Here is a 17,674-nt window from a genome sequence, read left to right on the forward strand (position 1 = left end):
GTCCATCGTGATCAGGATAGTGATTGCCTGCCTTCTGGCAGCAACGGTGGCCGGCTGCGTGGGCTCTCAACGTCCGCAGGCCGATTTCTCAGAGATTGCGGCCCGGTCCTATAGTGATCCCGGCCCGTCGACCCTGACGCTCTATACGATGATCAGCACGCGCACCGGTTCGGGGGCGCATACCTCGTTGATGATCAGCGGTAGCGAGCGGGTGATTTTTGACCCCGCAGGATCTTTCCGCGCCGATGTGGTGCCGATAAAGGATGATGTGCTGTATGGTATCACTCCGAACGTGGAGCGCGCCTATCGCAGCAGCCACGCGCGCGAGACGCACTATGCCCGCATCCAGACCATCGAAGTGACTCCGCAACAGGCCGAGATCGCGCTGCAACTGGCCAAACAATCCGGCCCGGTGGCAGGGGCGTTCTGTGCCAATTCAACCGCGCAACTGCTGCAGCAGGTGCCGGGGTTCGAACAGATCAGAACCACCTTTTACCCGGTGAAACTGTCCGATCAGTTCGGCCAGATACCGGACGTGGTAACAACGGAATACCGTGAGAATGACTCGGCTGACTTGCAAACCGGGTTGGCGGCGAACAATGCCCTTCTGAATCAGCAGGACACGGGCCTAGCCCAATAGGTAAAGCAAACCGTAAAGGGTTCCGGCCCCGCTGAAAATCGCGGCGATCACGTTCTTGGTCCACAGTCCCACGGCCACAGAGACCGCCGCAGCCGACATACGCGGTATGTCCGGCTGGCCTTCTGTCGCGGTTGGCCAGACCACCAGCGGCGCAATCAGCGCAGGGATGATCGCCACGGCGGTATAGCGCAGATGGCGCAGCAGCCATGGGGGCATCGGGCGGTCTCCGACCAATCCGATAAAGACAAAGCGAAGCCCATAGCTGCCGATCGCCAGTCCGATGATAATGGTCCAGACGGTAACGGGATCTGGCGGGGTCATGTCCGGGCCTTTCTGCGCTCAGCGATCAGTTCGGCCTGAGCGCCTGCGATCATGCCCGCGCATCCGGCGATCAGCAGGCCAAGGTTATAGGGGACGCCGACCGTAAACAGCGACACGATAATGGCCACAAGGGCCGCGACCACGTGCGGTAAGGTCCGCATCATCGGCCCGATCATGGCCAGAAAGGTGATCGGCAAGGCAAAATCCAGCGCCCAGCTTTCGGGAATACGCGTGCCCAGCACCGCCCCCAGATATGTCGCCAAGATCCACAGCGGCGTGATCGGCGTGACTGAGCCCACGAAATAGGCCATTCGCTGCGGCACGCTCATGTCGGGCTGTTTTTCGAACTGGATGATCGAGCTGGCATAGGATTGATCCACGGTCAGATAGGCCGCAAAGGCCCTCTGCCACATCGGCGCGGCCCCCAGATAGGGCGTCAGCGAGGCGGAATACATCGCCATCCGCAGGTTCACCGCCAAAGCCGAGATCAGGATGATTGCCGTCGGCGTCTGGTCCTGCAGCAGTTGCAGCGCGGCAAACTGCGCCGCCCCGGCAAAGACGGTCGCGGTCAGCGTCATGGTTTGCAACAGGTTCAGCCCGGCCTCGGTCGCGAAGACGCCGAACAGGGTGCCAAAGGGGATTGCCACGAAGATGAACGGCGTCCCGTCGCGAAAACCCTTCCAGAAGTATGACTTGGATGTGGTGTCTGCCATGGCTAAATCCTATGGTGATGCTCGCAGCAGTATCTGTCTTACGAAGGGGTTGCAATTGGCCACGGAACTCGATCTTTCGGACTACATCATCGCCCCCGATCCCGGCGCGGTCCGCCTGACCCGCGCGGTTGAGGGCGTGGACCAGAATGGTGAGGTCAGCCATATCTCGGTGGTTGAGGAGCGTCCGCTGACCATTTTCCTCAACTCGCAGGAAATCGTGACGGCGATGACCATTGGCGACTACCCCGAATATCTGGCGCTGGGATTCCTGCGCAATCAGGGGATGCTGCTGGCGGATGATGAAATCACCCGCGTTGATTATGACAATGATCTGGAAACCGTGGTCGTGCGCACGGCGCGTGAAACCTCGTATGAGGACAAGCTCAAGAAAAAGACCCGCACCAGCGGCTGCGCAGTGGGCACGGTCTTTGGCGACATGATGGAGGGGCTTGAGGACGTGCGCCTGCCACAGGTGCAGGTTCGTACCTCATGGCTGTATGATTTGGCCGCCAAGATCAACCGGACGCCGTCATTGTACCTTGAAGCCGGGGCGATTCACGGCACGGTGCTGTGCCACGAAAATCGTCCGCTGGTCTATATGGAAGACGTGGGTCGTCACAACGCCGTCGACAAAATCGCGGGCTGGATGCTGTCCGAGGGCGCGGCGGCCGAGGACAAGATCCTCTATACGACGGGCCGTTTGACGTCCGAGATGGTGATCAAAACGGCGATGATGGGCATCCCGGTGCTGGCGTCTCGGTCCGGGTTTACGGCGTGGGGTGTCGAGATCGCGCGCGAGGTCGGCTTGACCCTGATCGGTCGTATGCGCGGGCAGCGTTTCGTGTGCCTGGCGGGCGAGGACCGCCTGCTGCGCGACATCGACCCGGCCAGCGTGGCTGTCGAGGATAAGAAACACCGGCGGAAGAGTGCGGGATGATTGTTGCGCTCTACATCTTTCCTCTCCTTCTGATGGTCCTATTCGTGTGGATCATGGTGAAAGCCGTTCTCCACTTTGAGCGTTGCAAGAAAGCGGTCGTTGACGGAATCGCCAGGCTCGGGACGGACAGGCTGTCCCGGCTTGGATGGAAAGCTGGTCCCTATGTGGGCTTACGAGAAGCTCTTCCTCTTCTCGGGTCGGGCTGGACGTTGCGCGACACACGTTTTCGCGACCAGATGCACGGCCTTCAAAGGGTGGCTATTCATGGCCTGCCGGCGCCCAGAGAGATGAGCACACCTATTGTGAAGTCAGCATGGGCATTTAGGCTCTATTTCTGGGTGATTGCCGTTCCGGGCATGTCTTTGGTGTATTTAGCTGGGGCTGCACAAATCGGGATCTGGTTGGGCAAGATCACGTCCACGCCTCCAATCTATTGGTTTGTTGCGATGGTGGCGGTCATTTCTGTTGGATTTCTCCTTCCTTTCGAAAAGTACCGAAAATGGCCTAGCATCGAGGATATGAAATGACTAAACCCCTCGGAGTGATCCTCGCCGGTGGTCTGGCAACCCGGATGGGTGGCGGCGACAAAGGGCTGTTGCAGATCGGTGGCCAGAGCCTGATGGCGCATGTGATCGACCGGCTCGCCCCTCAGGTGGACGGGCTGGCGTTGAACGCAAATGGTGATCCTGAGCGGTTTGCCGATCTGAACCTGCCGATCCTGCCGGATACGATTGACGGCTTCGCGGGCCCTCTGGCCGGGGTGCTGGCGGGGTTGGACTGGGCGGCGACACAAGGCGCGGACGCTATCATCACCGCCGCTGCCGATACGCCGTTTTTCCCCCGTGATCTGGTGACGCGATTGACCGAGGCTGCGCAGGGCCAGACTCACCCGCTTGTGCTGGCCACCACGCCGCGCAGGGGGGACGAAGTGCTGAAATCCGGCGGGGGCAAACGCATCAACCGGCACCCGACCTTTGGCCTCTGGCCGGTGGCGCTGCGCGATGATCTGCGGGCGGCGCTGCAGGACGGTTTGCGCAAGGTGGTGATCTGGACCGACCAGCACGACGGGCGCGAGGCGCTGTTCCCTGCAGACCCGTTCGATCCGTTCTTTAACGTCAACACGCCCGACGATCTGGCGCGGGCCGAACAACTGCTGGAGCAGGCATGAGGGTTTACGGCGTCACCGGCTGGAAAAACGCGGGCAAAACCGGGTTGATGGAGCGTCTGGTGGCCGAGATCACCGAGCGCGGCTTTACCGTTTCGACCCTCAAACACGCCCACCACAGCGTCGACGTGGACCAACCCGGGACCGACAGCTATCGCCACCGCACGGCAGGCGCGTCCGAGGTTCTGCTGGCCTCGGGTCAGCGTATTGCGATCATGCAAGAACTGCGCGGCGCGTCCGAGCCTTTGATGGCGGATCTGCTGGCGCGCCTCTCCCCGGTCGATCTGGTGTTGATCGAGGGGTTCAAGCGTGAGAGCCACCCCAAGGTCGAGGCGTTCCGGTCCGAGGCCGGGAACGCGCTGATGGCCCCCGAAAATCCGACGATCCGCGCCGTGGCCAGTGACACGCCGCTGCAGGTGGATCAGCCGGTTTTCGACCTGAACGACACGGCGGCGATTGCCGATTTCATCCTGCAAGAGGTGGGGCTATGACCAAACCCGACATTGCGCCTCCGCCGCTGCGCAACGATTGTTTTGCCTTGCCTGCCGGGGTGAACTGGACACCCGTGGACGATGCGCTGGCCCTGCTGCGCGACCGGCTGACCGTGGTTGCGGGCGTGGAAACCGTGCCTTTGGCGCAAGCCGCCGGGCGTATTCTGGCGCAGGAGGTTATCGCCCAACGTTCGAACCCGCCGCAGCCCAATACGGCGGTGGATGGCTATGGCTTTGCCGGGGCCGCGCTTGACGGCCCGCAGGTGATACCGCTGCATCCGGGGCGCGCTGCGGCGGGGATCCCGTTTGATGGCTCGGTGCCCGAAGGCCATGCGTTGCGTGTGCTGACCGGGGCGGCACTGCCTGCGGGTGTGGACACGGTCATTCTGGAAGAGGACGTGACCGTTCAGGACGGCCATATCGCCTTTCACGGCCCTCTGAAACAGGGTGCGAATACCCGCAAGGCAGGCGAGGATGTGGCCGAGGGCGACGCGGTTCTGCCCGCCGGACGTCGCCTGACCCCGGCCGATCTGGCGCTGTTGTCGGCCACCGGTCTGGCCGAGGTTCCGGTGCGCAAAGTGTTGCGCGTGGCGGTTCTGTCCACGGGGGATGAACTGGTCGAACCCGGTGAATCCGCCGGTCCGGGCCAGATTTACGATGCCAACCGTCCGATGCTGTTGTCCTTGTTGGAACGCATGGGGTTTGAGGCGATCGACATGGGCCGGGTGCCCGACGACCGCGAGGCGTTGCGGACTTGTCTGAACCAAGCCGCTGAACGCGCGGATGTGATCCTGACCAGTGGCGGCGCGTCTGCCGGGGATGAGGACCATGTCTCGGCCCTGTTGCGGCAGGCAGGGGCGATGCAGGAATGGCGGATTGCGTTGAAACCCGGTCGCCCTCTGGCGCTTGGGATGTGGGACGGAACGCCTGTGTTCGGCCTACCCGGAAACCCGGTGGCCGCGTTGGTTTGCACGCTGATCTTTGCGCGCCCGGCCTTGGGCCTGATGGCGGGCGAGGGTTGGTCGACCCCTCAAGGCTTTGACCTGCCCGCCGCGTTTGAAAAGCGTAAGAAACCGGGCCGCCGCGAGTATCTGCGCGCCCGCATCCGTGATGGCCGGGCTGAGGTGTTCGCCTCCGAGGGCTCAGGTCGGATCAGTGGGCTAAGCTGGGCTGAAGGGCTGGTCGAGATTGGGGATGGCGCGTGCCATATCAAACCGGGCGACATAGTCCGGTTCATCCCCTATGGCAGCTTTGATCTTTAATCGAAGGTTCCAGCCACTCGACCCAACAACATGAACGCCCGCGCGGTGCGCGTGTCGCCAAGCGCGGTCAAGTCGGCATCGCTGGCCTCGGGCTCGAACTCGATGATCATGTGGTCGAACCGGCGCAGAAAGTGGTGCGCGGCATCGCGGAAGATGGGATCCTGCTTCATCCGGGCTGACGTCAGCGCCAGTGACGAACGGTCCCTTATGCCGCCCAAAGCAGCCACGGCACGCCCGCGTGATCCTTGCGCAAATTGCCGCCAGATTTCCGGACGCGCCATGTCGGGGCGCAGGTCATCCATGTAGATGCCTTCCTGACTGAGCAGGGTCAACACGTCCTGCGACGCCTGCACCAGCTGCGCGGTCTTGCGGTCTTTCAGCGCCAGCCTCAGGGCATTGAACCCTTCGGTGTCTTCCTGCGTTTCAGGGAAGTTCAGGGCGCGGATGAACACATCCGTCCCAAGCGGAGGCGCGATGTCTTCGGCCTGTGTTCCAAGTTCCAGCGTGGTCTGGTCGCCGTTTGCATTCGGGGTCTTGCCCCGAACAGGCTGAGTCCGATGCGTGGAAAACGTGGCCAGGGTACTTTCTGTCTTTTTGGCTGTCTCGACAATTTCGTCCAGCTTCTTGGTGACATTGGGCTCATAGCCGCTGGAGGCGCGCTGCTGCTGTGCGATCAACGCATTGCGGATCGCGTCGATCGAGCTTTGCAGACGCGCGCTTTCTTCACGCATGATACGGCTGGCGCGCAGTGCCGTGGCCGCCACCCAGATCATCGCAACGGGCATGAAGACCGCCAGCAGCGTGACAACAAATCCGCCGTCTTCGATTTTTCCCGGCAACACCAGAAACACGACCGACACGACCAGCCAGATTAGGCTGAGAACGATGGCCGCGATTTCGATTTCGGTCAACGTAGGTTCCGCTGACCGGTCATACATACCAATCGGCGTGGGCCGTTCGGTTTCGTGCTCTGGCGTGGACTCGGACATTGTCGGCGCTTGGCTCAGGCGTATTCGATACTCAGGATTTCATAGGAACGTACCCCACCAGGGGTGCGGACTTCGACACTGTCACCTTCTTCCTTGCCGATCAAGGCGCGGGCGATAGGAGATTTGATATTCAGCAGGCCACTTTCGATACTGGCCTCATATTCACCCACAATCTGCCAGGTCTTTTCCTCGTCAGTGTCCTCATCGACCAAAGTGACCTTGGCACCGAATTTCACAGCACCGGACAGCTTTGCTGGGTCGATCACGTCGGCCAGCGAAAGGATACCTTCCAGTTCTTTGATGCGGCCTTCGATAAAGCCCTGCTTTTCACGCGCCGAGTGATACTCGGCGTTTTCCTTCAGGTCGCCCAGCTCTCGGGCCGAGGCGATGGCTTCGATGATCGCCGGGCGCTCGACGGATTTGAGGTTTTTCAGCTCCGCCTCGAGCGCGGCATTGCCCGCAGGCGTCATGGGAATCTTTTCCATATTCTCGTCGTCCACGCGTAAATTGAGTCGCCCCGCCGCACGAGATTGGCGCCGGGGCGAATGATTGGGTCGTCAAGTACCTGACCCAAATGGCGCGTGAAATGCAAGGGGGCTAAATCACCCCAACGCGGATTACAGCCTACGTGTAGCTAATCACCTCGAATTCGATCCCGTTGTCGTCATCAAAATAGAACCTTTTGCCCGGCTCGTAATCAGCATGCGACGTTGGCGTGAAGCCCGCCTTGATAACGCGGGCTTCGGTTTCGTCGATATCCTCGACCAGAACACCAACATGATTAAGCCCACCAACTATGTCATAGCTGCTTTCTTGTGATGGTTTGGGATCGCTGGGTGCGTAAAGCGCCAAATATGTGTGCGCGCTGCCCACATGGACCGTATATCCGCCCGCGATGGATGGTCCTTCCCAGCGGGTTTTCCAACCAAAGACTTCGTGCATCCATTTGGCCGAGGCCTGGGGGTCGCGGACGGTAAAGTTGGTGTGTTCAAGCGTCGCCATCATGGGATCTCCTTTTTTCATCTTGAGGCGTGTCGCGACTCACTGTAATTTCTAAACCTAACTTTAGGTCAAGGTATTTGTTGGAGGATAAGTTGGCGTTATCCGAAGGGCTGGCCATTGGCGCTTTGGCCCAGCGCACGGGATTGGCGGTTTCGGCCATTCGCTACTATGAGGCGCAAGGGTTGATCACCCCGTGGCGCAACGCGGGCGGGCAGCGGCGGTATCAGCGCGCTGATATCCGGCGGCTGAGCTTTGTCATGATCGCCCAGCAGTTCGGTTTGTCTCTGCCGGAAATTCGGCAGGTGTTGTCGGGTCTGCCGGGCAATCGGACGCCAACACCGAAAGACTGGCAAAAGATCAGCGTCGGGTTGCGCGCGCATCTGGATCAGCGAATCGAGACGCTGACGCGGTTGCGTGACAATCTGGATGGATGCATTGGCTGCGGCTGTCTGAGCTTGCCCAAATGTGCGCTTTACAACCCGGATGACCGGGCCAAGTCAAAGGGAAGTGGCCCCAGGTACCTGCTGGGGGACAGCCCGGACGCGTGATCTGCCGCATTGCGGCATTGTTACGCCGTGTTCTGATTGACCAAGGACTTGGTGAACATGTAGTCAGCAGGGAAAGAAAATTGCGCCGAGCACGTGCACAAAGCGCCAATTCGGAAAGTTAGCTAAGGAGCCCGCGATGGCCGATATTGAACGCGAAGCGATGGAATACGATGTGGTGATCGTGGGCGCAGGCCCGGCCGGTCTGTCTGCAGCCATCCGTTTGAAACAGCTGGATGCCGATCTGAACGTTGTCGTTCTGGAAAAGGGCTCGGAAGTCGGTGCGCACATTCTGTCTGGTGCGGTGCTTGATCCCTGCGGCCTCGATGCTTTGATCCCGGACTGGAAAGAGAAGGGCGCGCCGCTGAACACAGTGGTGCATGAAGACAATTTCTATATGCTGGGTGAGGCCGGTCAGATCCGCATCCCCAACTGGCCGATGCCGCCGCTGATGAACAACCACGGTAACTACATCGTGTCGATGGGCAATGTTTGCCGCTGGATGGCCGAACAGGCCGAAGAACTGGGCGTAGAAATCTTCCCCGGTATGGCCTGTTCCGATCTGGTTTACGGCGAAAATGGCGAAGTCAAAGGCGTGGTCGCCGGTGTCTTTGGTCTGGAAGCCGATGGCTCATATGGTCCGAACACCGAGCCGGGGATGGAACTGCACGGCAAATACGTCTTCCTGTCGGAAGGTGTGCGCGGATCGCTGTCCAAAGAGGTTATCGCCAAATACGACCTGTCTGCGGGCAAAGAACCGCAGAAATACGGCGTTGGCATGAAAGAAATCTGGGAAATCGATCCGGCCAAGCACAAAGAAGGCACCGTCACCCACACCATGGGCTGGCCGCTGGGCAGCAACGCGGGTGGTGGCTCGTTCATCTATCATCTGGAAAACAATCAGGTTTATGTCGGTTTCGTGGTTCACCTGAACTACAAGAACCCGCACCTGTATCCCTACATGGAATTCCAGCGCTTCAAGCACCATCCGATGGTCGCTGAGCTGCTGAAAGGCGGCAAGCGCGTGGCTTACGGTGCCCGTGCGATCACGGAGGGTGGCTATCAGTCGATGCCGAAATTGGTTGCGCCGGGTGTGGCGCTGCTGGGCTGTTCGGCGGGCATGGTCAACGTGCCGCGCATCAAGGGTAACCACAACGCGATGCTGTCAGGCAAAGCCGCAGCCGAGGCCGCCTTTGACGCCATCAAGGCTGACCGTTCGGGCGACGAACTGACCGCATACGAGACCGACGTACGCGAAGGTGCCATTGGCGCCGACCTGAAAAAGGTGCGAAACGTCAAGCCGATCTGGTCGAAATGGGGCCTGACCGCATCGCTGATGCTGGGAGGAATGGACATGTGGACCAACACGCTGGGCTTTTCGTTGTTCGGCACCGTGGGCCACGGCAAGAACGATGCTGAGGCGACCGAGGAGGCCAGCAAGCACCAGCCCATCGACTATCCCAAACCCGATGGTGTGCTGTCTTTTGACCGCCTGACCAACGTATCTTTCGCGGCCACCAACCACGAAGAAAGCCAACCCTGCCACCTGAAGCTGGCAGACCCGGCGATCCCGGTCGGCGTCAACATGCCCAAGTTCGACGAGCCCGCGCAGCGCTATTGCCCGGCGGGTGTCTACGAAATGGTCGAGGATGAAAACGGTCCGCGATTCGTCATCAACTTCCAGAACTGTGTTCACTGCAAGACCTGCGATATCAAGGATCCCAGCCAGAACATCACCTGGACCACGCCGCAGGGTGGCGACGGACCGAATTATCCCAACATGTAAGCGAAAAACGGGCAATGGCAGGGTCGTGAAGGGTCTGCCATTGCCTCTTTCCGGCCGAAGCCCTAGCTTAGACAGCAGTCAACAATGGCAGGGCAGGATTTTGGTGGTATCCTTCTTACGTCGCGCGGCAGTTGCCGCGCTTCTTTCATCGGCCTTTTCGTTTCCGGGTTTTGCGGATACTGGATCCGGAGCCTATCTGGCCGGACGTCAGGCAATTTTCCAGAACGATTACTCCGCGGTCGAACGGTACTATGCGCAAGCTCTGCGTGCCGACCCCGAGAACGGTAAGCTGCTGGAAAGCGTTGTGGTCGCGCGGCTGTCGCTGGGCCAGATAAAACGCGCGTTGCCGGTCGCCCAAGCGATTGAAGAGCTCGGTATGGCCAGCCAAGCGGCCCGTATGGCCATTGCGGTTAATCTGCTGGCCCAGGGTGAGCTGGATGAATTCCTGTCCCGTGACCCGGAAACGCAAGGCATAGGGCCGCTCGTCGACGGACTACTGTTGGGATGGGCCTATGTCGGCCAGGGCGCGATGACCAACGCGATGGAGCAGTTTGATACCGTTGCCACGCAAGAAGGGCTTACCGAATTTGCGCTTTACCACAAGGCGCTGGCCCTGGCCTCAATCGGAGATTTCGAAGGGGCCGAGGCGATATTTGCGGCCAATGACAGCGCGATTGCGCGCTTTACCCGACGTGCCGCACTGGCCCGTACCGAAGTGCTGTCGCAACTGGACCGCAACGAAGATGCGTTGGTTTTTTTGGATGAAGTCTTTGTCGCAGGAAGCGACCCGTCCATCGAAGGGTACGAGGCGCGTCTGAAAGCTGGAGAGACTTTGCCCTTTACCCATATCGGTTCTCCGCAAGACGGCATGGCCGAAGTGTTCTTTTCTGTCGGGGCAGCTCTTAGCCGCGAAGCCGCACAGAACTATGTCCTGCTCTATGCTCAGCTCGCGGCCTTTCTACGCTCGGATCATGTCGACGCGATCCTGCTGAGTGCTGAATTGCTGGATGGGCTTCAGCAATATGATCTTGCGGTCGAAGCCTATCGTAAAGTGCCAGCGACCAGCAGCGACTACCATGCGGCTGAACTAGGCCGCGCCGAGGTTTTGGGCCGCGCGGGCAAGACAGATGCCGCGGCCGAAGTTCTGCAGAACCTGGCCGCCAAAAGCCCTGATCTGCCCAGCGTGCATGTGGCGCTTGCCGATTTGCAGCGCCGCGAGGAAAACTACGCGGCTGCAGTGGAAACCTACAACACTGCGATCGAACTGATCGATTCAGGTGTGGGGGGCAACTGGTTCCTGCACTACGCCCGAGGCATCTCGCACGAACGCCTCAAGCAGTGGGATCAGGCCGAAGCCGATTTCCGCCGCGCGCTGGAGCTGAATCCAGATCAGCCGCAGGTGTTAAACTATCTGGGCTATTCGCTGGTCGAGCGTCAGGAAAAGCTGGATGAGGCGCTGGATATGATCGAACGCGCCGTGGCTGCTCGCCCTGACAGCGGCTATATTGTTGACAGTCTTGGCTGGGTTCTGTTCCGTTTAGGCCGCTACAACGAGGCGGTCGAGCATATGGAGCATGCGGTCGAGCTGATGCCTGTTGATCCGGTCGTCAATGATCATCTTGGCGATGTCTATTGGGCCGTGGGTCGTGCGCGCGAGGCCGAGTTCCAGTGGAAACGTGCTCTGTCTTTCATCGATCCCGAAGACACAGATGGCGAGGCCGATCCGGACCGTATCCGCCGCAAGCTGGAAATTGGACTGGACGCGGTTCTTGTCGAAGAAGGGGCCGAGCCTCTGAAAGTGGCCAATGAAGGCTGAGGCATTTGCCCCCGCCAAGATCAATCTGACCCTGCATGTGACTGGCCGCCGCGAGGATGGCTATCACCTGCTGGATTCTCTGGTGGTCTTTGCTGATGTGGGTGACACGCTGCAGTTCACTCCTGGCGATGCCCTGACGATTGCAGTGACGGGTGAACACGCCGATGGCGTACCAGCAGACAGCCGAAATCTGGTTTGGAAAGCCGCACAGGCGGCGGGTTGGACCGGCCATATCGACCTGAACAAAGTGCTACCGCATGGCGGCGGCATTGGGGGCGGGTCCTCGGACGCGGCGGCGACACTACGGATGGCGGCAGAGCAGGGCAGGACAGTCTTACCCGACGTGGCCCTGTCACTGGGGGCTGATATCCCGGTCTGCGTCGCGGTTCGGGCCATGCGAATGCGGGGCATTGGGGACGATCTGACGCCCGCTTCGCTGCCCTCTCTGCCAGCCCTGTTGGTTAACCCTGGCGTCGAAGTGCCCACAGGGCGCGTATTCTCGGCGCTGGAAAGCCGCGACAATCCACCAATGCCCGCTGATATCCCCGAGTTTGAGACTGTCGAAACCTGCGCCGATTGGTTGCGGAGTCAACGCAACGACCTTGAGCCGCCAACAACGGGCCTGGCCCCTGAGGTCGCCCGCGTTCTGGATGAACTGGCAGGCACCAAAGCGGCCCTTATGGCCCGCATGTCAGGGTCGGGTTCGACCTGTTTTGCGCTTTATCCCGCGATGAAAGACGCGCATTTCGCCGCCTATGAGATCGGTGCGGCCCATCCCGATTGGTGGTGCCGCGCGACTCAGCTTAATTGAGGCGCGAAACCACGTAGTCGGCAAGGTCACACAACAGCGTGCGGATCTCGTGATCAGGCAGAGCCTCCAGCGATGCTTTGGCCTTGTTTGCCCAGCCGAATGCATCCGCCCGCGTTGCTTCAAGCGTGCTGTACTTGGCCATCAGCCCAAGCGCGTGGTCCAGATCACCCTCTTCCTGACGACCGCGTCCGATGGTGCGTTCCCAGAAGGCGTGTTCGTCGGGCGTGGCCTGCGCCACAGCTTTGATCACCGGCAAGGTTAGCTTACGCTCGCGGAAATCGTCGCCCACATTCTTGCCGGTGGCTGCGCTGTCGCCTTGATAGTCCAGCAGATCATCCGCGATCTGGAACGCAATCCCCAGCGCATCGCCATAGTCATAGAGCGCCTTGACCTGTTCCTCGGTCGCGCCTGCGATCACGCCGCCCACCTCGGTCGCAGCCGAGAACAGCGCTGCGGTCTTGCCGCGCACAACCTGTAAGTAAATCGCCTCGGTCGTGCCCAGATCGGTCGCGGCAGTCATTTGCAGCACTTCGCCTTCGGCAATCGTGGCCGAGGCATTGGCGAGGATATCCAGAACCCGCAGCGAGCCGGTCTCAACCATCAACTGAAAGCTGCGGGAGAACAGGTAATCACCGACCAGAACGCTGGACTTGTTGTCCCACAGAAGGTTCGCAGTAGGCCGCCCGCGCCGCTGGGCGCTTTCGTCGACCACATCATCATGCAGCAGGGTCGCGGTGTGAATAAACTCGACCGTCGCGGCAAGGCGCACGTGGTGATCCCCGCCGTAGCCAAACATCCGCGCTGCCGCCAAGGTCAGCATCGGGCGCAGGCGTTTGCCGCCTGCCTCGACCAGATGCGCGGTGACTTCGGGAATGCGCGGTGCGTGTTCGGACGCCATGCGCGTGCGGATCAACTCGTTGACCGCGCCCATTTCGCCCGTCAGGATTTCCGCCAAACGCTCATGCGGTTTTGTGACCGTGTCGATATTCATCACACCCTTGATACAAGGCTCGACATCGCGGTCGCCTTGCCCTTACATCCATCCCCATGAAAGAACTTTTGCGCAGCACTGATCCGACGATTCTGGCCTTTGCATCCGCCCTTCTTGAGGGCGAGGATATAGACTGCTTTCAGATGGACGTAAATATGAGCATCCTCGAAGGTGGCATCGGAATCTTCCCCCGCCGCTTGATGGTGCGCGCCGATGACCTGACCCGCGCCGAACGTGTCATGCACGACAATGATATCCCTTTGGGTCGATGACACTGTTTGCTGACGCCGACCTGACGCGAAACGATTTTCTGGGCGGGCGTGTGCGCCTGTGGCAACCCATAATGGGCTATCGCGCAGGCGTAGACCCTGTTTTATTGGCCGCATCTGTACCGGCAATACCCGGTCAGACAGTTCTGGAACTGGGCTGTGGCGCTGGGGCCGCCGTTTTATGCCTGCTGGCGCGGGTGCCTGACCTGCAGGCTGTGGGGGTCGAATTGCAGCGCGCTTATGCCGATCTGGCGCGTCGGAATGCCGCTGACAACGGCACCGCGCTTGAGGTGTTTGAGGCCGATCTGACCGCTTTGCCGTCTGAATTGAAACAGCGTCAATTCGATCACGTTATCGCGAACCCGCCCTATTATCGTACTGGGGCGCATAGCCCGGCGGCGGATAAGGGGCGCAGCGTGGCGCTGGGTGAAGACACCGCGCTGGAACACTGGATCGATTGTGCGGCCAAACGCCTTGCCCCCAAAGGCTATTTGCACATGATCCAAAAGGCCGACCGGCTGCCCGACATGCTGACCGCCTGCGAAGGTCGGTTGGGGTCTGTTGAGGTCTTGCCATTGGCGGCACGGCAGGGCCGACAGGCTGAACTGGTGATCCTGCGGGCTCGAAAAGCTGGAAAGGCCGCGTTTCGCCTGCACGCACCGTTGATCTTGCATGCAGGGGACCGCCATCTGGCAGATGGCGAAAGCTATACACCTCAGGTGTCCGCCGTGTTGCGAAATGGGGTGGCGTTGCCCGGATTTTCGGAGTGACAGGCATTAACCAGCCGATTTTGTCGGATTTGTTATATTTTCTGTGCACCCGCAGCGTGACAGGGTGGAAACGATGTGCTCAACTTCTTACGTGAAACTCAGACATCAACAGAGGAGTACCGCCATGAGCGTGAGCGCACACCTGACCGAACTTAAGAAAAAGCACGAAAACCTCGGTCTTGAAGTTGAACAAGCACAACGCTCGCCCGGTATCGACGACCTTCACATTGCTCAGCTCAAAAAACAGAAGCTAAGGCTCAAGGAAGAGATTGAGCGATTGTCGAGTTAACGGCGCATACTGGCCCGGGCGGCGATCAAAGCGCCGCCAGTGATTAAAACAGCCGCGATCGCCAGACCCCAGCTTGGGGCGGCGATCCCGGCAACCACAAGAACAAGCGTAGACAGAAGCGGGGCCGCGTAAGATGACGTGCCCAGAATTTGAATGTCTCCCTGCTTGACCCCGATATCCCAGACATAAAACGCCAAGCCAACGGGCCCCAACCCAAGAGCTATGACCGATCCCCAGCCCAGAATGGTTTCTGGCCAGACTGTCTCTTCAACGGCGATGTGCAAAAGGCCCGAGGCAACAGCCGTGGCCACACAGAACACAGCGACCGAACTGGTTGGCGTGTCACCCAGACGGCGCGACAGCACGGAATAGCCCGACCATGTCAGCGCGCACATCAAGGCCAAAGCATACCCCGGCAGGTGTTCGGCCTGGAATCCGCTGCTACCGCCACCCGCGATGATCACGGCGGCCCCGGCGAAACCCAGGCAGGCCCCGATCAGGTGGCCTATGCGCAAATGCTCTCCGGGCAATAGCCCCGAGAGCAGGACGATCAGCAGAGGCCACAGATAGGCGATAAGCCCGGCCTCTGCGGCAGGGGCCATGCGCAAAGCCGAGAAATACAGCGCATGATAGCCAAAAAGACCGATTGTACCGAACAGATAGGTCGTCCACGGGATTTCTCGAAGCTGACTCAACCCGCCTGTGGCCCATGTCCAACCCAAGCCCAGCGTCCCCCCGATGGAAAAGCATAGGGCGTTCAGCAGCAAAGGCGGCGTGGGCGCGGACCCAACCGTAAAGAGGGCCAGCAGGGCCCAAAGCAGGACGGCGACAAAGCCGATTCCTGTTGCGCGCGTTCTTGTCACGGTGCGGGCACCTCTTCCACCGGAATGATTTCGAACTCATCCGACAAATGCGCGGTCTTTTCAATCTCGGACATGAACCAATCGCGGAACGCCGCAATCTGAGGTCTGTTTTCGGCCCCTTTCAGACACAGGAACCGAAATCGCCCCATGGTCTCGATTGCGACCTTGAAGGGTGCAACCAAACGGCCTTCCGCCAGATCCTTGATAATCATAGCCCTTCGACCGAGCACGACGCCCACTCCGGCAACTGCTGCGTCAATCGCATGATCCGCGTTGGAAAAATGCGCGCCGTGCTGTGGGTTGAAATCCACGCCAACCGCGCGAAACCATGTAGGCCAGTCAGACGGGGGCCGCAGAAACGCAATCGAGTCGTCAAAGATCAATGGTGCCTCCCGCAGGCTTTCAGGCGTTGGGAATTGTTCGGCCATATCCGGGGTCATAACCGGGGTCAGCCATTCCTTGCGAACGGGGACAGAATACAGCCCTTCATCCCCGCCATAGCCAAAGCGGATCGCCACATCTACATCGTCCCTCTCGAGGTCCATGTTACGTAATGTGGCCGAGAACTTCAGGTCGATCTCTGGATGCGCGCGGGCAAAGTCATAGAGCCGCGGAGCCAACCACTTGGCCGTCAACGCCGGGCCCGCCGTAATGGTCAGGCTGGTGTCATTGCCCAGCCGCCGGGCCGCCTGCCAAGCGGCTTGTAGCGTAGCGAATCCGTCTGCCGCACCGGGGGCCAAGGCGCGCCCGGCTTCCGTCAATTCGACCGCGCGGTTGAGGCGACGAAACAGGGGGCGTCCCAGATGCTCCTCCAGCGATTTGATCTGAAAGGACAGGGCTGCGGGCGTGACATGCAGTTCTTCGGCAGCCTTGGAAAAAGACATGTGGCGCGCGGCGGCATCAAAGGCCCGTAGGGCGGTAAGTGGCGGTAGGTAGTCGCTCATTGGATAAGAATATCTTAACTGAGATCAGAAGAAAGCTCGTTTGTCGGCTGTAAAAATAAGCCTCATATTGATCTCAAGTCAAACAACGCTGAACTGAAAGGAGATATTCCATGATCGAGGCAACCTCCAGCCCCTCTGTCGCCCGCGCCTTTCGGCGTGCCCATTTCGAACGGTCCCGCGCGATCGGTGACTTGGTGAAATGGCTATTCGGTTCCCGCTGAGCGCAGCGCGCGCGTTCTTACGGGATAAAAAAGGGCCGGTCTGAAAAGACCGGCCCGTTTTCGTTTTGCACAGGGATTAAACGAAGAACTGCGCACCGTTGGCCGAAATGGTCGATCCGTTGATGAACTGTGAATCGTCCGATGCCAGGAAAGCCACGCAACGTGCGATTTCCTCGGGTTCACCCAAGCGGCCTGCCGGGATTTGCGCGACGATGGAATCGCGGACCTTCTCGGGCACCGCCATCACCATCTCGGTTGCGATGTAGCCGGGGCAGATGGCGTTGGCAGTGATGCCCGCGCGCGCGCCCTCTTGCGCCAGTGATTTCACGATGCCCAGATCACCGGCCTTGGTCGCCGCATAGTTCACCTGCGCGAACTGGCCTTTCTGGCCGTTGATCGAGCTGATGACGATGATGCGGCCGAATTTGCGCTCGCGCATGCCGGGCCAGACGGGGTGAACGGTGTTGAACACGCCGGTCAGGTTGGTGTCGATCACCTGATGCCACTGTTCCGGGGTCATCTTGTGGAACGGGGCGTCGCGGGTGATGCCCGCGTTGGCGACCACGATGTCGATGGGGCCGACCTCGGCCTCTACTTTTTCGATTCCCGCTTTGGATTCGTCATAATCAGCCACGTTCCACTTGTATGTGGCGATGCCGGTTTCCTCGGTGAATTTTGCGGCCGCTTCATCGTTGCCGGCATAGGTGGCTGCAACATTGTACCCTTCGGCTTTCAGCGCCTTGGAAATTGCTGCGCCGATGCCGCGGGAACCGCCGGTGACGAGTGCTGTACGTGCCATTTAGGCTTCCTCCAATTTAAGTCGTCTTGGTAATGCTGTTACTTTGATAG

General features: G+C 60.0%; 22 protein-coding genes. 13 read left to right on the forward strand and 9 right to left on the reverse strand.

Features of this window, described 5'->3' with window-relative positions; translation table 11 throughout:
* The first annotated feature begins 7 nt into the window (after positions 1 to 7).
* Positions 8 to 640, forward strand: a complete 633-nt coding sequence (locus tag ACR3EG_RS03830) for a hypothetical protein (protein WP_480483042.1) — start codon at positions 8 to 10, stop codon at positions 638 to 640.
* Here the strand turns inward: ACR3EG_RS03830 and ACR3EG_RS03835 are convergent.
* On the reverse strand, positions 629 to 961 hold the full coding sequence (locus ACR3EG_RS03835) for an AzlD domain-containing protein (protein WP_170353567.1): 333 nt from the start codon (positions 959 to 961) through the stop codon (positions 629 to 631). The two genes, ACR3EG_RS03830 and ACR3EG_RS03835, sit on opposite strands and share 12 nt — an antisense overlap.
* Positions 958 to 1,674 (reverse strand): AzlC family ABC transporter permease, encoded by a 717-nt coding sequence (locus ACR3EG_RS03840; protein ID WP_480483044.1) that lies wholly within the window; start codon positions 1,672 to 1,674, stop codon positions 958 to 960. The genes ACR3EG_RS03835 and ACR3EG_RS03840 overlap by 4 nt, the downstream gene beginning before the upstream one ends.
* Between ACR3EG_RS03840 and ACR3EG_RS03845 the strand changes: the two genes are divergently transcribed.
* From ACR3EG_RS03845 to ACR3EG_RS03865, 5 genes are read left to right on the forward strand one after another with little or no spacing between them, the layout of a single operon-like run.
* Complete coding sequence (locus ACR3EG_RS03845) at positions 1,673 to 2,611, forward strand: formate dehydrogenase accessory sulfurtransferase FdhD (RefSeq protein ID WP_480483046.1); 939 nt, start codon at positions 1,673 to 1,675, stop codon at positions 2,609 to 2,611. The genes ACR3EG_RS03840 and ACR3EG_RS03845 overlap by 2 nt on opposite strands.
* Positions 2,608 to 3,138: a hypothetical protein gene (locus tag ACR3EG_RS03850; RefSeq protein WP_480483048.1), complete on the forward strand. Its 531-nt coding sequence runs from the start codon at positions 2,608 to 2,610 to the stop codon at positions 3,136 to 3,138. The genes ACR3EG_RS03845 and ACR3EG_RS03850 overlap by 4 nt, the downstream gene beginning before the upstream one ends.
* Positions 3,135 to 3,779 carry a molybdenum cofactor guanylyltransferase MobA gene (mobA, locus tag ACR3EG_RS03855; RefSeq protein WP_480483050.1) on the forward strand — a complete coding sequence of 215 codons (645 nt, stop codon included), beginning with the start codon at positions 3,135 to 3,137 and terminating at the stop codon, positions 3,777 to 3,779. The genes ACR3EG_RS03850 and mobA overlap by 4 nt, the downstream gene beginning before the upstream one ends.
* On the forward strand, positions 3,776 to 4,267 hold the full coding sequence (gene mobB / locus ACR3EG_RS03860) for a molybdopterin-guanine dinucleotide biosynthesis protein B (RefSeq protein ID WP_480483052.1): 492 nt from the start codon (positions 3,776 to 3,778) through the stop codon (positions 4,265 to 4,267). Before mobA ends, mobB begins: the two co-directional genes overlap by 4 nt.
* The gene (locus tag ACR3EG_RS03865; RefSeq protein WP_480483054.1) at positions 4,264 to 5,529 is read left to right on the forward strand and encodes a molybdopterin-binding protein; all 1,266 of its coding nucleotides are present in this window, start codon (positions 4,264 to 4,266) and stop codon (positions 5,527 to 5,529) included. Before mobB ends, ACR3EG_RS03865 begins: the two co-directional genes overlap by 4 nt.
* Here ACR3EG_RS03865 and ACR3EG_RS03870 read toward each other — a convergent pair.
* From ACR3EG_RS03870 to ACR3EG_RS03880, 3 genes are all read right to left on the reverse strand, one after another.
* Complete coding sequence (locus tag ACR3EG_RS03870) at positions 5,526 to 6,518, reverse strand: hypothetical protein (protein WP_480483056.1); 993 nt, start codon at positions 6,516 to 6,518, stop codon at positions 5,526 to 5,528. The two genes, ACR3EG_RS03865 and ACR3EG_RS03870, sit on opposite strands and share 4 nt — an antisense overlap.
* 14 nt (positions 6,519 to 6,532) lie before the next feature.
* Entirely contained in the window at positions 6,533 to 7,003 is a 471-nt protein-coding gene (greA, locus tag ACR3EG_RS03875; protein ID WP_170353560.1) for a transcription elongation factor GreA, read from the reverse strand.
* Positions 7,004 to 7,142: 139 nt separating this feature from the next.
* Entirely contained in the window at positions 7,143 to 7,523 is a 381-nt protein-coding gene (locus tag ACR3EG_RS03880) for a VOC family protein (RefSeq protein ID WP_480496691.1), read from the reverse strand.
* An 89-nt stretch (positions 7,524 to 7,612) separates the two neighbouring features.
* Between ACR3EG_RS03880 and soxR the strand changes: the two genes are divergently transcribed.
* From soxR to ACR3EG_RS03900, 4 genes are all read left to right on the forward strand, one after another.
* A complete protein-coding gene (soxR, locus tag ACR3EG_RS03885; protein ID WP_480483058.1) occupies positions 7,613 to 8,068 on the forward strand; it encodes a redox-sensitive transcriptional activator SoxR in 456 nt (151 codons plus the stop codon).
* 136 nt (positions 8,069 to 8,204) lie between these two features.
* Positions 8,205 to 9,851 carry an electron transfer flavoprotein-ubiquinone oxidoreductase gene (locus ACR3EG_RS03890; RefSeq protein ID WP_480483060.1) on the forward strand — a complete coding sequence of 549 codons (1,647 nt, stop codon included), beginning with the start codon at positions 8,205 to 8,207 and terminating at the stop codon, positions 9,849 to 9,851.
* Between the two features lie 100 nt (positions 9,852 to 9,951).
* Complete coding sequence (locus ACR3EG_RS03895; RefSeq protein ID WP_480483062.1) at positions 9,952 to 11,667, forward strand: tetratricopeptide repeat protein; 1,716 nt, start codon at positions 9,952 to 9,954, stop codon at positions 11,665 to 11,667.
* Positions 11,657 to 12,478: a 4-(cytidine 5'-diphospho)-2-C-methyl-D-erythritol kinase gene (locus ACR3EG_RS03900; RefSeq protein WP_480483064.1), complete on the forward strand. Its 822-nt coding sequence runs from the start codon at positions 11,657 to 11,659 to the stop codon at positions 12,476 to 12,478. Before ACR3EG_RS03895 ends, ACR3EG_RS03900 begins: the two co-directional genes overlap by 11 nt.
* Here the strand turns inward: ACR3EG_RS03900 and ACR3EG_RS03905 are convergent.
* Positions 12,471 to 13,469 carry a polyprenyl synthetase family protein gene (locus tag ACR3EG_RS03905; RefSeq protein ID WP_480483066.1) on the reverse strand — a complete coding sequence of 333 codons (999 nt, stop codon included), beginning with the start codon at positions 13,467 to 13,469 and terminating at the stop codon, positions 12,471 to 12,473. The two genes, ACR3EG_RS03900 and ACR3EG_RS03905, sit on opposite strands and share 8 nt — an antisense overlap.
* 56 nt (positions 13,470 to 13,525) lie before the next feature.
* Between ACR3EG_RS03905 and ACR3EG_RS03910 the strand changes: the two genes are divergently transcribed.
* From ACR3EG_RS03910 to ACR3EG_RS03920, 3 genes are all read left to right on the forward strand, one after another.
* The gene (locus ACR3EG_RS03910) at positions 13,526 to 13,741 is read left to right on the forward strand and encodes a putative signal transducing protein (protein ID WP_170353555.1); all 216 of its coding nucleotides are present in this window, start codon (positions 13,526 to 13,528) and stop codon (positions 13,739 to 13,741) included.
* Positions 13,738 to 14,508: a tRNA1(Val) (adenine(37)-N6)-methyltransferase gene (locus ACR3EG_RS03915; protein WP_480483068.1), complete on the forward strand. Its 771-nt coding sequence runs from the start codon at positions 13,738 to 13,740 to the stop codon at positions 14,506 to 14,508. The genes ACR3EG_RS03910 and ACR3EG_RS03915 overlap by 4 nt, the downstream gene beginning before the upstream one ends.
* A 124-nt stretch (positions 14,509 to 14,632) precedes the next feature.
* Entirely contained in the window at positions 14,633 to 14,797 is a 165-nt protein-coding gene (locus ACR3EG_RS03920; protein WP_170353553.1) for a YdcH family protein, read from the forward strand.
* Here the strand turns inward: ACR3EG_RS03920 and yddG are convergent.
* From yddG to phbB, 3 genes are all read right to left on the reverse strand, one after another.
* On the reverse strand, positions 14,794 to 15,660 hold the full coding sequence (gene yddG / locus ACR3EG_RS03925; RefSeq protein ID WP_480483070.1) for an aromatic amino acid exporter YddG: 867 nt from the start codon (positions 15,658 to 15,660) through the stop codon (positions 14,794 to 14,796). The two genes, ACR3EG_RS03920 and yddG, sit on opposite strands and share 4 nt — an antisense overlap.
* Complete coding sequence (locus ACR3EG_RS03930) at positions 15,657 to 16,604, reverse strand: transcriptional regulator GcvA (protein ID WP_480483072.1); 948 nt, start codon at positions 16,602 to 16,604, stop codon at positions 15,657 to 15,659. The genes yddG and ACR3EG_RS03930 overlap by 4 nt, the downstream gene beginning before the upstream one ends.
* Before the next feature lie 297 nt (positions 16,605 to 16,901).
* Positions 16,902 to 17,624: an acetoacetyl-CoA reductase gene (gene phbB, locus ACR3EG_RS03935; RefSeq protein WP_171122624.1), complete on the reverse strand. Its 723-nt coding sequence runs from the start codon at positions 17,622 to 17,624 to the stop codon at positions 16,902 to 16,904.
* Positions 17,625 to 17,674: the final 50 nt, after the last annotated feature.

This window comes from Ruegeria sp. AM7 (genome assembly GCF_056535965.1).

Excerpts from the sequence above, each read along its gene's own strand:
- mobA (WP_480483050.1), top strand. The coding sequence starts at position 3,135 with ATGACTAAACCCCTCGGAGTGATCCTCGCCGGTGGTCTGGCAACCCGG.
- ACR3EG_RS03905 (WP_480483066.1), bottom strand. The coding sequence starts at position 13,469 with ATGAATATCGACACGGTCACAAAACCGCATGAGCGTTTGGCGGAAATC.
- greA (WP_170353560.1), bottom strand. The coding sequence starts at position 7,003 with ATGGAAAAGATTCCCATGACGCCTGCGGGCAATGCCGCGCTCGAGGCG.
- ACR3EG_RS03915 (WP_480483068.1), top strand. The coding sequence starts at position 13,738 with ATGACACTGTTTGCTGACGCCGACCTGACGCGAAACGATTTTCTGGGC.
- ACR3EG_RS03845 (WP_480483046.1), top strand. The coding sequence starts at position 1,673 with ATGGCTAAATCCTATGGTGATGCTCGCAGCAGTATCTGTCTTACGAAG.
- ACR3EG_RS03840 (WP_480483044.1), bottom strand. The coding sequence starts at position 1,674 with ATGGCAGACACCACATCCAAGTCATACTTCTGGAAGGGTTTTCGCGAC.
- ACR3EG_RS03890 (WP_480483060.1), top strand. The coding sequence starts at position 8,205 with ATGGCCGATATTGAACGCGAAGCGATGGAATACGATGTGGTGATCGTG.
- phbB (WP_171122624.1), bottom strand. The coding sequence starts at position 17,624 with ATGGCACGTACAGCACTCGTCACCGGCGGTTCCCGCGGCATCGGCGCA.
- ACR3EG_RS03835 (WP_170353567.1), bottom strand. The coding sequence starts at position 961 with ATGACCCCGCCAGATCCCGTTACCGTCTGGACCATTATCATCGGACTG.
- ACR3EG_RS03930 (WP_480483072.1), bottom strand. The coding sequence starts at position 16,604 with ATGAGCGACTACCTACCGCCACTTACCGCCCTACGGGCCTTTGATGCC.
- ACR3EG_RS03850 (WP_480483048.1), top strand. The coding sequence starts at position 2,608 with ATGATTGTTGCGCTCTACATCTTTCCTCTCCTTCTGATGGTCCTATTC.
- ACR3EG_RS03870 (WP_480483056.1), bottom strand. The coding sequence starts at position 6,518 with ATGTCCGAGTCCACGCCAGAGCACGAAACCGAACGGCCCACGCCGATT.
- ACR3EG_RS03900 (WP_480483064.1), top strand. The coding sequence starts at position 11,657 with ATGAAGGCTGAGGCATTTGCCCCCGCCAAGATCAATCTGACCCTGCAT.
- ACR3EG_RS03910 (WP_170353555.1), top strand. The coding sequence starts at position 13,526 with ATGAAAGAACTTTTGCGCAGCACTGATCCGACGATTCTGGCCTTTGCA.
- mobB (WP_480483052.1), top strand. The coding sequence starts at position 3,776 with ATGAGGGTTTACGGCGTCACCGGCTGGAAAAACGCGGGCAAAACCGGG.
- ACR3EG_RS03865 (WP_480483054.1), top strand. The coding sequence starts at position 4,264 with ATGACCAAACCCGACATTGCGCCTCCGCCGCTGCGCAACGATTGTTTT.
- ACR3EG_RS03920 (WP_170353553.1), top strand. The coding sequence starts at position 14,633 with ATGAGCGTGAGCGCACACCTGACCGAACTTAAGAAAAAGCACGAAAAC.
- ACR3EG_RS03880 (WP_480496691.1), bottom strand. The coding sequence starts at position 7,523 with ATGATGGCGACGCTTGAACACACCAACTTTACCGTCCGCGACCCCCAG.